The 12971-nt window shown below is 75.6% G+C and carries 9 protein-coding genes and 1 pseudogene; 6 read left to right on the top strand and 4 right to left on the bottom strand.

The genetic code is table 11. The features are described from left to right. Window positions 1-57: 57 nt before the first annotated feature. Window positions 58-1344: a TerD family protein gene (locus tag ACZ7LB_RS10595; RefSeq protein WP_471467163.1), complete on the bottom strand. Its 1287-nt coding sequence runs from the start codon at window positions 1342-1344 to the stop codon at window positions 58-60. 295 nt (window positions 1345-1639) lie between these two features. On the opposite strand from ACZ7LB_RS10595, the gene ACZ7LB_RS10590 reads away from it, so the two are divergent. From ACZ7LB_RS10590 to ACZ7LB_RS10580, 3 genes are all read left to right on the top strand, one after another. Then, window positions 1640-2173, top strand: coding sequence for a DUF6643 family protein (locus ACZ7LB_RS10590; RefSeq protein ID WP_471466956.1), 534 nt, complete (start codon window positions 1640-1642; stop codon window positions 2171-2173). A gap of 46 nt (window positions 2174-2219) precedes the next feature. Next, window positions 2220-3047, top strand: coding sequence for an MOSC domain-containing protein (locus ACZ7LB_RS10585; RefSeq protein WP_471466955.1), 828 nt, complete (start codon window positions 2220-2222; stop codon window positions 3045-3047). A 375-nt stretch (window positions 3048-3422) separates the two neighbouring features. After that, complete coding sequence (locus ACZ7LB_RS10580) at window positions 3423-5870, top strand: right-handed parallel beta-helix repeat-containing protein (RefSeq protein ID WP_471466953.1); 2448 nt, start codon at window positions 3423-3425, stop codon at window positions 5868-5870. Between the two features lie 55 nt (window positions 5871-5925). On the opposite strand, the gene ACZ7LB_RS10575 is transcribed toward ACZ7LB_RS10580, so the two are convergent. Next, window positions 5926-8268 (bottom strand): hypothetical protein, encoded by a 2343-nt coding sequence (locus tag ACZ7LB_RS10575; RefSeq protein WP_471467162.1) that lies wholly within the window; start codon window positions 8266-8268, stop codon window positions 5926-5928. Between the two features lie 536 nt (window positions 8269-8804). Between ACZ7LB_RS10575 and ACZ7LB_RS10570 the strand changes: the two genes are divergently transcribed. Then, complete coding sequence (locus ACZ7LB_RS10570) at window positions 8805-9629, top strand: DeoR/GlpR family DNA-binding transcription regulator (RefSeq protein WP_471466951.1); 825 nt, start codon at window positions 8805-8807, stop codon at window positions 9627-9629. A 136-nt stretch (window positions 9630-9765) separates the two neighbouring features. Here the strand turns inward: ACZ7LB_RS10570 and ACZ7LB_RS10565 are convergent, their stop codons facing one another. After that, a complete protein-coding gene (locus tag ACZ7LB_RS10565; RefSeq protein WP_471466950.1) occupies window positions 9766-10890 on the bottom strand; it encodes a PLP-dependent cysteine synthase family protein in 1125 nt (374 codons plus the stop codon). Between the two features lie 343 nt (window positions 10891-11233). Between ACZ7LB_RS10565 and ACZ7LB_RS10560 the strand changes: the two genes are divergently transcribed. Continuing rightward, on the top strand, window positions 11234-11557 hold the full coding sequence (locus ACZ7LB_RS10560) for a hypothetical protein (protein WP_471466948.1): 324 nt from the start codon (window positions 11234-11236) through the stop codon (window positions 11555-11557). 248 nt (window positions 11558-11805) lie between these two features. Next, on the top strand, window positions 11806-12375 hold the full coding sequence (locus ACZ7LB_RS10555) for an ATP-binding protein (protein ID WP_471466946.1): 570 nt from the start codon (window positions 11806-11808) through the stop codon (window positions 12373-12375). 139 nt (window positions 12376-12514) lie between these two features. Here the strand turns inward: ACZ7LB_RS10555 and ACZ7LB_RS10550 are convergent. Further along, window positions 12515-12794: pseudogene (locus ACZ7LB_RS10550) on the bottom strand (SHOCT domain-containing protein). Window positions 12795-12971: the final 177 nt, after the last annotated feature.

The following is a 12971-nucleotide window of genomic DNA, read 5'->3' as shown; positions in this document are numbered from 1 at the left end:
GCGGTGGTCACCGGCGGCGGGCCGGTGCCCCCGGGGGGCGGCACCGGCGGCCGGGGGTCACTTTCGGCCGGGGGTCCAGTTCATGCCCCAGCCGTAGGCGCGGTCGACGGTCCGCTGGGGGCTGACGCCGCGGTCGGGCACCAGGTAGCGCGCCTCGCGCTGGACCACGAGGTCGTCGCCGGTGTTGGTGATCAGGGCGAGGGCGCACACCGTGGAGGGCACCGTGCACTCGTCGAGCGAGAAGTCGACGGGGGCGCCGTGCTGGGGCTGGAGGGTGACGGTCGCGTGCAGGTCCGCGAAGGAGCGCGCGCCCTCGTAGATGGTGACGAAGACGAGGATGCGCCGGAAGCTGCGCTGGTGGTCCAGGTTGACGGTGAGGTTCTCGCCGGCCGAGACGGCCCCGGTGCGGTCGTCGCCGTCGAGGTGGATGAACGGCGGCCGGTGCAGGGCGCCGAAGGCGTTGCCCAGGGCCTGTACGACGCCCTTGCTGCCGTCGGTGAGCTCGTACAGGCAGCACAGGTCGAGGTCGAGGTCGTTGTGCATGGCGACGGAGCGGCCGAGCTTGCGGCCCCAGCCGGAGAACTGCTTGCGCACCTCCCAGTTGAGGTTGACGCGCAGGGCGCCGGAGGTGCCGCCCTGCTTGGTCAGCGACACCGAGGGCGCCGCCTTGGTCAGCGTGACCTTGCCGAGGCTGACCGGTGGCGCGGCGGGCGGGGCCGCCGGGGCCGCGGGCGGACGGGGCGGGGCCGCGGGCGGCGCGGCCGGGGGGAAGGCCGGACGGGCGGCGGGCGGGGGCGCGGGCGGTGCCTGCGGGGCGGCGGGGACCTGCGGTTCGTCCACGGTGATGCCGTAGTCGGTGGCGAGGCCCTCCAGACCGGTGCCGTACCCCTGGCCGACGGCGCGGAACTTCCAGGCGCCCTGGCGGCGGTAGAACTCACCGAGCACGAACGCCGTCTCCACCGTGGCGCCCGGGTTGTCGAAGCGGGCCACGACGGTGCCCGCGGCGTCCCGGACCTCGATGTACAGGCCGGGGACCTGTCCGAAGGAGCCGCCGTCGGAGGACGCGGCGACGATCACCGTGTCGACGGCGGGCTCCACCCGCGCCAGATCGACCAGCAGGCCGTCCGTCACCCGGCCGCCCGCGTCGCGCTTGCCCTCGTGCCGGACCGCGCCCGAGGAGTGCGACGGCTGGTTGTAGAAGACGAAGTCCGCGTCGGAGCGGACCCTTCCACCCAGGAGCAGCAGCGCCGAGGCGTCCGCGTCGGGCACTCCGGGGCCCGATCGCCAGCCCAGTTCGACCCTCAGCGCCGCGGTCGGCACCGGAGTGTTCGCGCCCTTGGACATGGACATGTACGCCCCCATCACTGTGTCGTGGCGCCGGGCCGTGCCCCGGCGGTCCGCCAAGTCCTCGCACCCAACCTAAGCCCCCGGGGCCCGCGGCCCGCCAGGAGTACGGGGAGTGACCCCCGCCAACCCCCGGTAACAGGCCCGGAACTCGGCTTTTACCTCACAACGGGACGCCTGCTGACCTGTTTTGTCGTATTCACTCGAATTATGGATACCAGGCCGTCGTGAACGCGGGAAAACAACCCTCTTGTCGGTCTCCCCAACCAGCACATCGTGGGCTTAACTTATGGCCATGACCTCCCCCCGCTCCACCTTTGGTGGCGGCTACTACTCCGCCTCCTTCCCGGAGACCCCGATCTACGACTCCCTCGTCGCCGAGCGGGGCACCCCGCAGATCGCGCCGATCCGGGTCCCGGCCGCGTACGACGCGCCGGTCAGTCACCTGCCGGCGCTCCCCTCGGCGCTGCCCGCCCTCCCGGCGGCGCCGTCCCAGCCCTCCTACGGCTACTCGCAGCAGATGCCGCAGCCCGCGCCCCTGCACCAGGCGCCCACCGCGTACATCCCGCAGCAGACCGCCCCGCGCGGCTACCCGGCCCCCCACCAGCCCCAGCCGCCCCGCCCCATGGCACCGGGCCCCACCGGCTACGACGCCATGCGGCCCGCCGGGTACGAGGGCATGCGCCCCGCCGGCTACGAGGCCATGCGGCCCGCCGGGCAGGAGGGGATGCGCCCCGCGGGGTACGAGGCGATGCGTCCCGCCGCGCCCCGTCCCGCCCCGGCTCCGTACCAGGACCCGTACCAGAACCAGCAGTACCGCGGCTACTGAGCCGTTCCCCGGGTGGCCCGCGGGTGCCTGCTGGCACCATGGCCCCATGGGGAATGCGCGAGTGCAGTCGATTCACGTCCACCCGGTCAAGGCGTTGCGGAGCGTTCCGCTCCGGGAGGCCGTGGTGGAGCCCTGGGGGCTGGCCGGGGACCGCCGCTGGATGCTGGTCGACGACGGGGGAAGGGTCGTCACCCAGCGCGAGCGGCCACGCCTGGCCCTCGCCGCCGCCGAGCTGCTGCCCGGCGGCGGCATCCGCCTGTCCGCGCCGGGCCTCGAACCGCTGACCGTGCCGGTGCCGAAGGCGGCGCAGACCGTGCCGGTGCACATCTTCCGCGACACCCTGGAGGCCGTCCCGGCCGAGGCGCCGGAGGCGCACGCCTGGTGCAGCGCCCACCTCGGCACCGACGTGCGCCTGGTGCACATGGACGATCCCGCCACCCGCCGCCGGGTCGACCCCGCGTACTCCCGGCCCGGCGAGACGGTGACCTTCGCCGACGGCTTCCCGCTGCTGGTGACCACCACCGCCTCCCTGGACGCCCTCAACGCGATGATCGCCGGGGGCGACCGCCCGGCCGAGGGGCCACTGCCCATGAACCGGTTCCGGCCGAATCTGGTCCTCTCCGGCACCGAGGCGTGGGCGGAGGACGGCTGGACGCGCATCGCGGTCGGGGAGCTGGTGGCGCGGGTCGCCAAGCCCTGCGGACGGTGCGTGGTGACCACCACCGACCAGGACACCGCCGCGCGCGGCAAGGAACCGCTGCGCAGCCTCGCCCGGCACCGCGCCATCGACGGCAGGCTGGTCTTCGGCCAGAACCTCGTGCCCGAACGGCTCGGCACGGTGCGGGTCGGGGACCCGGTCCGGGTCCTGGAGTAGCCGAGGCCGCCCGGCGGCGCGGGGCCGGGGAACCCGGTGCCGCGCCCGGGCGTTGACCCCGGGGGACGGCCGCGCGAAGGCCCCGCCGGGGCCCGGCGACGCGTGGCGGACGCGCGGCGGCGACCGTGCCGTGCCGGGTACGGGGCACACGACCCGTCCCCGGCGGGCCCGTTGGGCCGGGAGCCGTCCCCGGCGGCCCCGGCGCCGGCCGCTGACCGGCGGCGGACGGGCCCGGGCCTGCGGTCGGCCCGCCCTCCGTCCGCACGCTACGGTGGACCGGCCGAACCGGTCGGCCGCGGCCCGCCGGGGGGAGCCGCGGAGCACACCGCGGGCGAACGAGCCGTCAGGACGACGAGGTGGGGGCAGAGCAGCGCCATGGCACAGGGCACGGTCCAGGTGACGCACACCGGCACCTCGCGGTGGCGGCGCCGCACGGGTGAGTACGCATCGCTCGCCGCCGCCCTGGAGGCCGCGGCCGACGGTGACGTCCTCACCATCGCCCCGGGCACCTACCGGGAGAACCTCGTCGTCCAGCGGGCGGTGACCCTGCGCGGCCCCGAGGGCTCCCACGGCTCGGTGCGGATCGCGCCGACCGAGGGCGTGCCGCTGACCGTGCGCGCCTCGGCCGTCGTCCAGGACCTGCACGTGGAGGGCCAGGACGCGACGGCGCCCGCCGTCCTCGTCGAGGAGGGCACCCCGGAGCTGCTGGACGTGCGGGTGGTCACCCGTTCCGCCTCCGGCATCGAGGTCCGCGGCAGCGCCCGGCCGACCGTGCGGCGCTGCAGCGTGGACAACCCGGCCGGGGTCGGCATCGCCGTCCTGGACGGCGGGGGCGGGGTGTTCGAGGAGTGCGAGGTGGTCTCGGCCGGGCAGGCGGGCATCGCCGTCAGCTCCGGGGCGCACCCCCGGCTGGAGCGCTGCCGGGTCCACCACGCGGCGGGCTCGGGTCTGACGGCGACCGGCGAGGGCTCCGCCCTGGAGGCGATCGGCTGCGAGGTCTACGAGGTGCGCGGCAGCGGCGTCCAGATCACCGGGCGGGCCACCGGCCACCTCACCGACTGCGCGGTGCACCGCACCACCGGCGACGGGATCACCCTGGACACCGACGCCGTGCTGACGCTCGCCGACTGCCGCATCCACGACATCCCGGAGAACGCGGTGGACCTGCGCTCCCGGTCGGTGCTCACCCTGACCCGCACCAGCGTGCGGCAGTTCGGGCGCAACGGGCTCTCCGTGTGGGACCCGGGCACCCGCGTCGACGCCAACCAGTGCGAGATATTCGACAGCACCGGCGACTACCCGGCCGTGTGGGTCAGCGACGGTGCCACGGCCGTGCTCGACTCCTGCCGGGTGCACGACGTGCCGGACGCCCTGTTCGTCCTCGACCGGGGCTCGCGCGTCGACGTCGTCGACAGCGATCTGTCCCAGGTCCGCAACACGGCGGTGTCGGTCAGCGACGGCGCCACCGCGCAACTGGACGACTGCCGCATCCGGGAGGCCGCGACCGGCGCCTGGTTCCGCGACCACGGCAGCGGCGGCACCCTCAACAACTGCTCCCTGGAGGGCAACCGCACCGGCGTGATCGTCACCAAGGGCGCCGATCCCACCGTCGAGCGCTGCACCGTCGACGGCCCCTCCGAGGCCGGTGTCTACGTGTCGGCCGGCGGACGCGGCAGCTTCCTGAACTGCCGGGTGACCGGCAGCGCCGGCTACGGCTTCCACGTCATCGACGGCAGCCGCACCACGCTCCGCAGGTGCCGCACCGAGCGCTGCGCGCGCGGCGGTTACGAGTTCGCGGACGGCGGCGCGGACGGCTCCCCGGACGCGGGCCCCCTCGTGGAGGACTGCACCAGCGACGAGAGCGGCGGACCGCGGCCCCCCGGCTCCCGGGAGACCGCCCTCCAGACGGCACCCCGGTCGACGGGGCTGCTGGGCCCGCTCCCCGGGCAGCGGGACCCGGAGCCCGGGACCGCGCCCGCGCCCGCGCCCGCCGTGCCGGAGACCCCGGTCCGGTCCTCGCAGGACGTCCTCGGGGAACTGGACGCGCTGGTCGGCCTGGAGAGCGTCAAGCGCGAGGTGCGGGCGCTCACCGACATGATCGAGGTGGGCCGGCGCCGGCAGCGGGCGGGGCTGAAGGCCGCGTCGGTCAAGCGGCACCTGGTCTTCACCGGCTCCCCCGGCACCGGCAAGACCACGGTGGCCCGGCTGTACGGCGAGATCCTGGCCGCGCTCGGCGTGCTGGAGAAGGGGCACCTGGTCGAGGTGTCCCGGGTCGATCTGGTCGGCGAGCACATCGGCTCCACGGCGATCCGCACCCAGGAGGCGTTCCAGCGGGCGCGCGGAGGGGTGCTGTTCATCGACGAGGCGTACGCGCTGTCCCCGGAGGACGCGGGCCGGGACTTCGGCAAGGAAGCCATCGACACCCTGGTCAAGCTGATGGAGGACGAGCGGGACGCGGTCGTGGTGATCGTCGCCGGCTACACGGTGGAGATGGAGCGGTTCCTCTCCGTCAACCCCGGTGTCGCCTCCCGTTTCTCCCGCACCATCACCTTCGGCGACTACGGGCCCGGGGAGCTGCTGCGGATCGTGGAGCAGCAGGCCGACGAGCACGAGTACCGGCTGGCCCCGGACACCCCGGAGGCGCTGGCGGCGTACTTCACCCGGATGCCCAAGGGCCCGGCCTTCGGCAACGGGCGCACCGCCCGGCAGACGTTCGAGGCGATGGTGGAGCGGCACGCGAGCCGGGTCGCCCAGCTCCCCGACCCGAGCACGGACGACCTGACCCTGCTCTTCCCGGACGACCTGCCGCCCCGGCGCGGCTAGGACGCGGGGGTGCCGCGGCCCGCCCGGGGGTTGCCCCCTTCCCGCCCGGCGCGGGTCAGTCCCCCGTTGTCGCGGGTCGGTCCTCCGCCGCCGCGGGCTCCGGTCCGGCCCCGCGGTCGGCCGGGGCGGGACGGCCACCCGGGTCCGGGACGGGCGGGTCCGGAACGGGCGGGTCAGGGACGGTGTGGCGCGGGGACGGCACTTCCGGGCGGAGCCGGGCCAGGAGGCCGCGGCGCTCCTCGGCGAAGGCCGGGTCGGCCTGGTAGTCGGCGTGGCCGAGGATCGGCGTGGGCAGCGGGTGCCGTTCGGTTCGGCCGTAGGTCAGCGGGTCCCGCAGGGGGGCGCGGTCGACGGCGGGGCCCTGCGCGCCGGGCAGCCGCACCGGGCCGCCGATGGGGTCGGTGCGCCGGTGCAGATTGCGCCAGCGGTCGACGTCGCGGTGGAGCGAGCCGAGGGCGTCGGGCCCGAAGTGGGCCGGGAACCAGCGGCCGTAGAGCCGTTCCAGCGGGGAGCCGTAGGTGAGCAGGGCGACCCGCCGGCGGACGGCGGGTTCGAGCTGCCAGGCGGCAGCCGCGGCGAGCACGCTGCCCTGGGAGTGCCCGGACAGGACCAGCCGCCCGCCGGTGGCCCTGGTCCAGGTGGCCATGCGCCAGGTCAGGTCGGGGACCGCCCGCTCGGCGTAGCAGGGCGGGGCGAAGGGGTGTGCGGCCCGGGGCCAGAAGGTGCCGACGTCCCAGAGGATGCCGATGGTGCGGCGGGCGGAGGCGTCCTTGTAGGCGCGCCGCCCCCAGGTGACCAGCAGTATGAAGCCCAGACCGATCAGCCAGGAGCCGAGCCCCTGGGCGGTCTGCGCGGCCCCGTGCACCAGCGGGTGGGCGCCGCGCGCCGCGTCGGCCGGTACCCTCCCGGTGGCGAACGCCCCCGCCAGGGCCCCGGCGCCGAGCACCAGGGTGGCCGCCGAGACGGCGCCGACGACGAGGGGGCCCCGGTCGGTGAGGGAGGCCAGGGCACGGGCGCGGGCGATCCGCCGGGTGCGGGCCGGGTCACCGCTCTCCCCCGTCTCCCCGGGGTAGTCGGCCTCGACGGCGGCGCGTTCGGCGCGGGCGAGGCGCCGGGCGTGCAGGGCGAGACCGGCGCAGAGCAGCAGGAGGAGGCCGAGCAGGGGCGGGATGACGGAGGCCTGCCAGGTCAGCAGGACGGGCGGGCCGTCGAGGGAGGCGCGGGTGCCGTCGAGCCAGTCGGCCATCCGCTGGGCGACGCCGCCGGTCATCACCCCGCCCAGGGCGCAGGCGATCAGGGCGACGGCGGGTCCGCCGAGGCCGTGGACGGCGGCGCGCGGGTCGGGTGCGCGGTGGTGCAGCAGCCCGGCGGCCACGCAGAGCGCGATGACGAGGGCGCCCTGCGCCAGGGTGAGGGAGCCGAAGGCGGCGTCCCCGGCCAGCCGTCCCGCCGAGGTCCAGCCCGGCCGGGTCCAGCCGCCGTAGAGGAGGGCGAGGGCGAGCAGGAACAGGGCGGTCAGCGGGAGTCGGCGCACGAGGTGCGCGTCGAGGCGGGCGTCGAGCCGCCTCTCGCTGCGGCCCCGGCGGCAGACGACGGCCACGGTGGCGACGGCGCAGGCGGCGAGCGCCGACTGGAGCAGCCATCCGGCGGTGTCGAGCGGGGGCGCCCCGCCCGCCCGGCGGTCGAAGGCGGCGGCCGGTACGGTGACGGCGGCGGCGACGGTGAGCAGTCCGGCGGCGGTGTGCGCGGCGCGCAGCCGGGCGACCAGGCGGCGGCCGTACCAGAAGCCGGGCCGGTCCAGGGCGGTGCGGCCGGAGGTGTCCGCGTCGGTGCCGTCCCCGGTCGTGCGGTCCATGGGCTGCTGGGACTCGTACGCCCGCCAGGTGCGCAGGGACAGGTACCAGAGCAGCCCGGTGAGGGCGGCGGGGACGAGGGCGGCGAGCGCGAGCCGGCGGCCGGGCATGCTCCACCAGCCGTCGTGCGAGGCGCCCGGGGAGAGGAAGCCGAGCCAGGAGTGGCGCACGGCGCAGGCGTGGGTGCCCGCGCACTGCCAGGCGATCAGGTCGACGGCGACCTCGCAGGCGGCGGCGACCAGCAGCACCGTGAGGGAGAGTCCGGCGAGCCGCACCAGCAGTCCGTAGAGCCGGACCACGCGGACCCGGCCGTGGGCTGCGGGCCGCATCCAGTGGGCGAGGTTGACGACCATGAAGGGCAGGAGCAGCAGCCAGAGGGCACGGGTGCCGTTGCCCGAGGTGAGGTTGCACCAGACGTAGGCCTCGGGGACCGGGGGACCGGTCCCGTCGCCGGGCCGGGACTCGGCGTCGGCGTCCTCGCCCCGGCGGAAGACGGCGGCGATGTCGTCACCGGTGACCCGGACGGTGCGCGGGGCGTCGAGCATCCGCTCGGGGGTGGTGCCGCCGACCCCGTGCACCAGCAGTTCCAGGGCGCTGCCGGTGTCCCCGGCGGGGGGTGGACCGGGGGTCCCGCTCCCCCGCCCGGCGGGCCCCGTCCCCTCCGCCGTCCTCTCCGCCGGTGTCTCCCCGGCCCGCTCCCGCCGCTCCGCCGTGCCCTCCGTCCGCTTCTCCCCCGGCCTCCCCCGCGGCTCCGCCGTCCGCTCCCGTCCCGTCCGTCCCGTCCCTCGCGCTGCCCGTTCCACCGTTCGCACCCCCGTGACGCGCCGTCGGCAGTGTCCGTGCGGGCACAGGATGTCCGTTGTGCGGCCCTCCTACACTCCGGGGGGCCGGATTCCGCCGATCCGTGTGACCCGGGAGCCGTCATCGCGGCATGTACACAACACCCTTGCCGGTGGAGCGGGTCATGACAGGCCGTGCGAGGATGGGGCGTCCACGCGCCGGGGCCGGGGGGAACGGCCCTGCCGGAGCGGGTGCGGTGGGCGTGTCGGACGGTTTTTGCGGCGAAAGGACCGGAGCGTACGTGAGCGAGAATCCGAACCTCCTCGCGGAGCAGCGGCGCGCCCTGATCCTGGACGAGGTGCGCCGCCGGGGCGGGGTCCGGGTCAACGAACTGACGCGCAGGCTCGGGGTGTCGGACATGACGATCCGCCGCGACCTGGACGCGCTGGCCCGCCAGGGCGTCCTGGAGAAGGTGCACGGCGGAGCGGTGCCGGTGGTCGACGCGCGCACCCACGAGCCGGGGTTCGAGGCCAAGTCGGACCTGGAGCCCACCGCCAAGGAGGAGATCGCGCGGGCCGCGACGGAGCTGGTGGCACCGGGCGCGGCCGTCGCCCTGTCGGGCGGCACGACGACCTACGCGCTGGCCCACCGGCTGCTGGACGTACCGGAGTTGACGGTGGTGACCAACTCGGTGCGGGTGGCCGACGTGTTCCACATGGCGCAGCGCACCTCCGGTTCCCGCTCCGGCCATGCCACGGTGGTGCTCACCGGCGGGGTGCGCACCCCCTCGGACTCGTTGGTGGGGCCGGTGGCGGACCAGGCCATCGCGGCGCTCCACTTCGACCTGCTGTTCCTCGGGGTGCACGGGATATCGGCGGAGGCCGGCCTGTCCACACCGAACCTGGCCGAGGCGGAGACCAACCGGCGGCTGGTGCGGTCGGCGCGGCGGGTCGTGGTGGTGGCCGATCACACCAAGTGGGGCGTGGTGGGCCTGAGTTCGTTCGCGACGCTGGGCGAGGTCGACACGCTGGTGACGGACGGCGGCCTGCCCGGGCCGGCCCGCGCGGAGATCCCGGAGCACCTGCGGCTGCTGGTGGCGGGCGAACCGGACCCCGAAGCGGCCTGACCGGACGGCCCCCGCGGGCGCACGGCGGAGCGGACGGCCCGAGGACGGGCGGCACGACGACGGGCGGCGCCGCGGCCGACGGGCGGCGCGGGGCCCGGGGCCACCGGGACCCGGGCGGGCGGCCCGCGGCGGCGCCCTACTCCAGCCGGCTCCCGGTGCGCAGCAGCGAGGCGATGGCCGCGCTGTAGGGAGCGATGTCCAGGCCCTGCCCGGCGAGCCAGTCGTCCGAGTAGTACTTGTCCAGGTACCGGTCACCGGGATCGCACAGCAGGGTGACCACGCTGCCCCGACGCCCCTCGGCCACCATCTCGGCCACGATCCGCAGCGCGCTCCAGAGCCCGGTGCCGGTGGAGCCGCCCGCCCGGCGGCCGATGGCCCCCTCCAGGGCCCGGACGGCGGCGACACTGGCGGCGTCGGGGACCTTCATCATGCGGTCGATGGCGCCGGGCAGGAAGCTCGGCTCCATCCGGGGCCTGCCGATGCCCTCGATCCGCGAGGCCCGGTCGCAGGAGACGTCCGGGTCGCCGGTGGTCCAGCCCTCGAAGAAGCAGGAGTTCTCCGGGTCCGCGACGCAGACCCGGGTGTCGTACTGCATGTAGTGCACATAGCGGGCGAGCGTCGCCGAGGTGCCCCCGGTGCCGGCCGTGGCGACGATCCACTCCGGCTCGGGGAACCGCTCCAGCCGGAGCTGGTGGAAGATCGACTCGGCGATGTTGTTGTTGCCCCGCCAGTCGGTGGCGCGCTCAGCGTAGGTGAACTGGTCCATGTAGTGGCCGCCGGTGTCCGCCGCGAGACGGGCGGACTCCTCGTACATCCGGCGGGGGTCGTCCACGAAGTGGCAGCGTCCGCCGTGGAACTCGATCAGGCGGATCTTCTCGGTGCTGGTCGAGCGCGGCATCACGGCGATGAAGGGCACGCCGATCAGCTTCGCGAAGTACGCCTCGGAGACGGCCGTGGAGCCGCTGGACGCCTCGATCACCGGGCGGTCCGGCCGGATCGAGCCGTTGCACAGGCCGTAGAGGAACAGGGAGCGGGCGAGGCGGTGCTTGAGACTGCCGGTGGGATGGGTCGACTCGTCCTTGAGGTACAGGTCGACGCCCCATTCCTCCGGCAGCGGGAACTTCAGGAGGTGGGTGTCGGCCGACCGGTTGGCGTCGGCCTGGACCTTCCGTACGGCCTCCTTCAGCCAGGCGCGGGAGGCGGCGTCACTGCGGTCGACATCGAGGGTGGCGCCGGTCCGGGGCGGCTGGGTGGTGCTCACGGCAGGACTCCTTATGCTGTGCGCCAGCGGCGCGTCGCGCGACCGGCACCTCGATCATAGGCACCTTGCTCACGCTTCTCACCTGCATAAACACCCCTTTGAGAGACCCAAAGGCAGCACTGGGGCGCACGGCCGCCGCCGGACGGCGGCGGATGCGGGAGCGTGCTCCGCGCGCCCGGGAAATGACGCCGCGCGCGCTGGTACCCGCCCCCGGACCGGGGCACACTTTTCCCGGCGGGGCCGGTGCCCCGTTCCGGGCGCACACTGGAGGCGGAGCGGTCCGGTGCCGCGCCGCGCCCGGCGGCGGGGTCCGGCACACCGACGGGGACGAGGGGGCGAGGGCATGGCGGAGACCGAGTTCACGGCCACGGGCGTGCGCATCGGCAGACGGCTGCGCTCGCTCAGCACGGCCGGACAGGTCCGCATCAGAGGCGGCCGGCTGGAGCTGCTGACCAGCTACGGCAGTGAGATCGACAGCGCGCCCGTGCAGACGGTGCGCGCCTCGCGGCCCTGGTTCGCGCCGGAGGGCCGGGCCCTGGCGGACCTCAACGGCACGCGGTACCTGCTGACCATGGGCGTCGGCGATCCGGCGCCCGGCCAGCCGGGACCGCCCGCGGCACGGCGGTTCATCGAGGCCGTGCGGCGGGCCGCCGGGCGCGACGGCTGACCCTCCGCGGGCCGCGGGCCCCGCCCCCTCGGGAGCGGTGGGCCGCGGTGCTCCACCCCCTGCCGGGCCCGCGAGTTGCGGGGTCCCACCCGGTACGTCACTCTGGTCCCACGTCACTCTGGGTTTACCGGCGATAACGCTGCGAACCAGCCCCGCCGGCGATGACAACGGGCGGCGGCACGCGTCTGCGCCCCGCCGGCTCCGTACTCCGTGTTCTTCCGGACCTTCTATGTCGGGGAGCCGCAGCCGTGATCAGTCACCCCAACAGACATTGCGCGGTGGAGCTGCAAGCCCTGCCGTCGCGGATCGGCCAGGTCCGCAGAATTGTCTCCGCGCATCTGCGCTACTGGCACATGGACACCCTGATCGACCGGGCCGTGCTCGGCGTGACGGAGTTGCTCACCAATGTTCATCTGCACGCCCGGCCCGACAAGTCGTGCACTGTGGAGCTGGATCTGGAGCCCGGACGGCTCACCGTCTCGGTGCGCGACCGGGATCCCCGGCTCCCCGTGATGGACGACCCCGGTCCACTGGCCACCTGCGGGCGCGGGCTCTCCATGGTGGCCTCGGTGAGCGAGAGCTGGGGCGCCCGGCCGGACGGCGAGTCCGGGAAGGTCGTCTGGTTCTCGCTGACCGAGGACCCCGCCGCGCCGCCGGCCGCCGCGCGCGCCCCGCGCCGCCCCGCCGAGGACGTGCCCGCCGTCGTGTTCGCGGAGGCGGAGCCCGCTCCGGTCCCTGAGTTCGCGGTGGAGCCCGAGTACGCGGTGGAGGGCGCCGGCACGCGCACCGCTCCCGCCCGGTCGGCCGTCCCCGGCTGACCGGGCGGTGACCCCGCCCGCGTACCGCGCGGGCCGCGGCGGGCGGATGAGCGGGCCGGGGACGCGCAGGGCCCGATGGCCCGGCCCGGACGCCCGGCCCGGACGGAGAACCGGGGCCCGGTGGCCCGGGGCGCCGTGATCATGCCCCGCGTCGCCCTCCGGTGCGGCCGGATCCGTCATGCAGGACGCTCAGCCGGCGCGCGTCCTCGTCCTCGTCGATGCCGCCGGAGGCGAAGCGGCGGCCGAGCAGGGCTACGGGCGAGCACTCCTCCCCGCAGGGCCGCCGGAGCCGGGTCGCCCGCACCCCCCGGTGCGGCGCAGCAGCGCCGGGACACCCGCGCCGACCAGCACCCGGACCAGCGGGACGAGCCGGACCCACGGCCGGGTCCGTCACCGGTGACGTGCGCCAGGGTGTTCATGCCGGTCGGCTCACTCGGGGTGACGCCCCTCGCTGTCGTCCCCGAGCGTGCTCCAGGGAAGGGGTCCGGGTCGTCGTACCGCCGAGGGGCGTCGTCGTACGGCCGCGGGAGTACGGCACGGAGGCGGAGGTGCTGCACTCCCGCTCACCACCGCGCCGGCCGGACGCACGCCATGAC

It is taken from the genome of Streptomyces sp. NPDC107521, from assembly GCF_055598485.1.
Note: the sequence above shows the minus strand (reverse complement) of the source record. Positions and strands in the feature narration are given on the sequence as shown.

Excerpts from the sequence above, each read along its gene's own strand:
- ACZ7LB_RS10595 (WP_471467163.1), bottom strand. The coding sequence starts at position 1,344 with ATGTCCAAGGGCGCGAACACTCCGGTGCCGACCGCGGCGCTGAGGGTC.
- ACZ7LB_RS10590 (WP_471466956.1), top strand. The coding sequence starts at position 1,640 with ATGACCTCCCCCCGCTCCACCTTTGGTGGCGGCTACTACTCCGCCTCC.
- ACZ7LB_RS10585 (WP_471466955.1), top strand. The coding sequence starts at position 2,220 with ATGGGGAATGCGCGAGTGCAGTCGATTCACGTCCACCCGGTCAAGGCG.
- ACZ7LB_RS10580 (WP_471466953.1), top strand. The coding sequence starts at position 3,423 with ATGGCACAGGGCACGGTCCAGGTGACGCACACCGGCACCTCGCGGTGG.
- ACZ7LB_RS10575 (WP_471467162.1), bottom strand. The coding sequence starts at position 8,268 with ATGCTCGACGCCCCGCGCACCGTCCGGGTCACCGGTGACGACATCGCC.
- ACZ7LB_RS10560 (WP_471466948.1), top strand. The coding sequence starts at position 11,234 with ATGGCGGAGACCGAGTTCACGGCCACGGGCGTGCGCATCGGCAGACGG.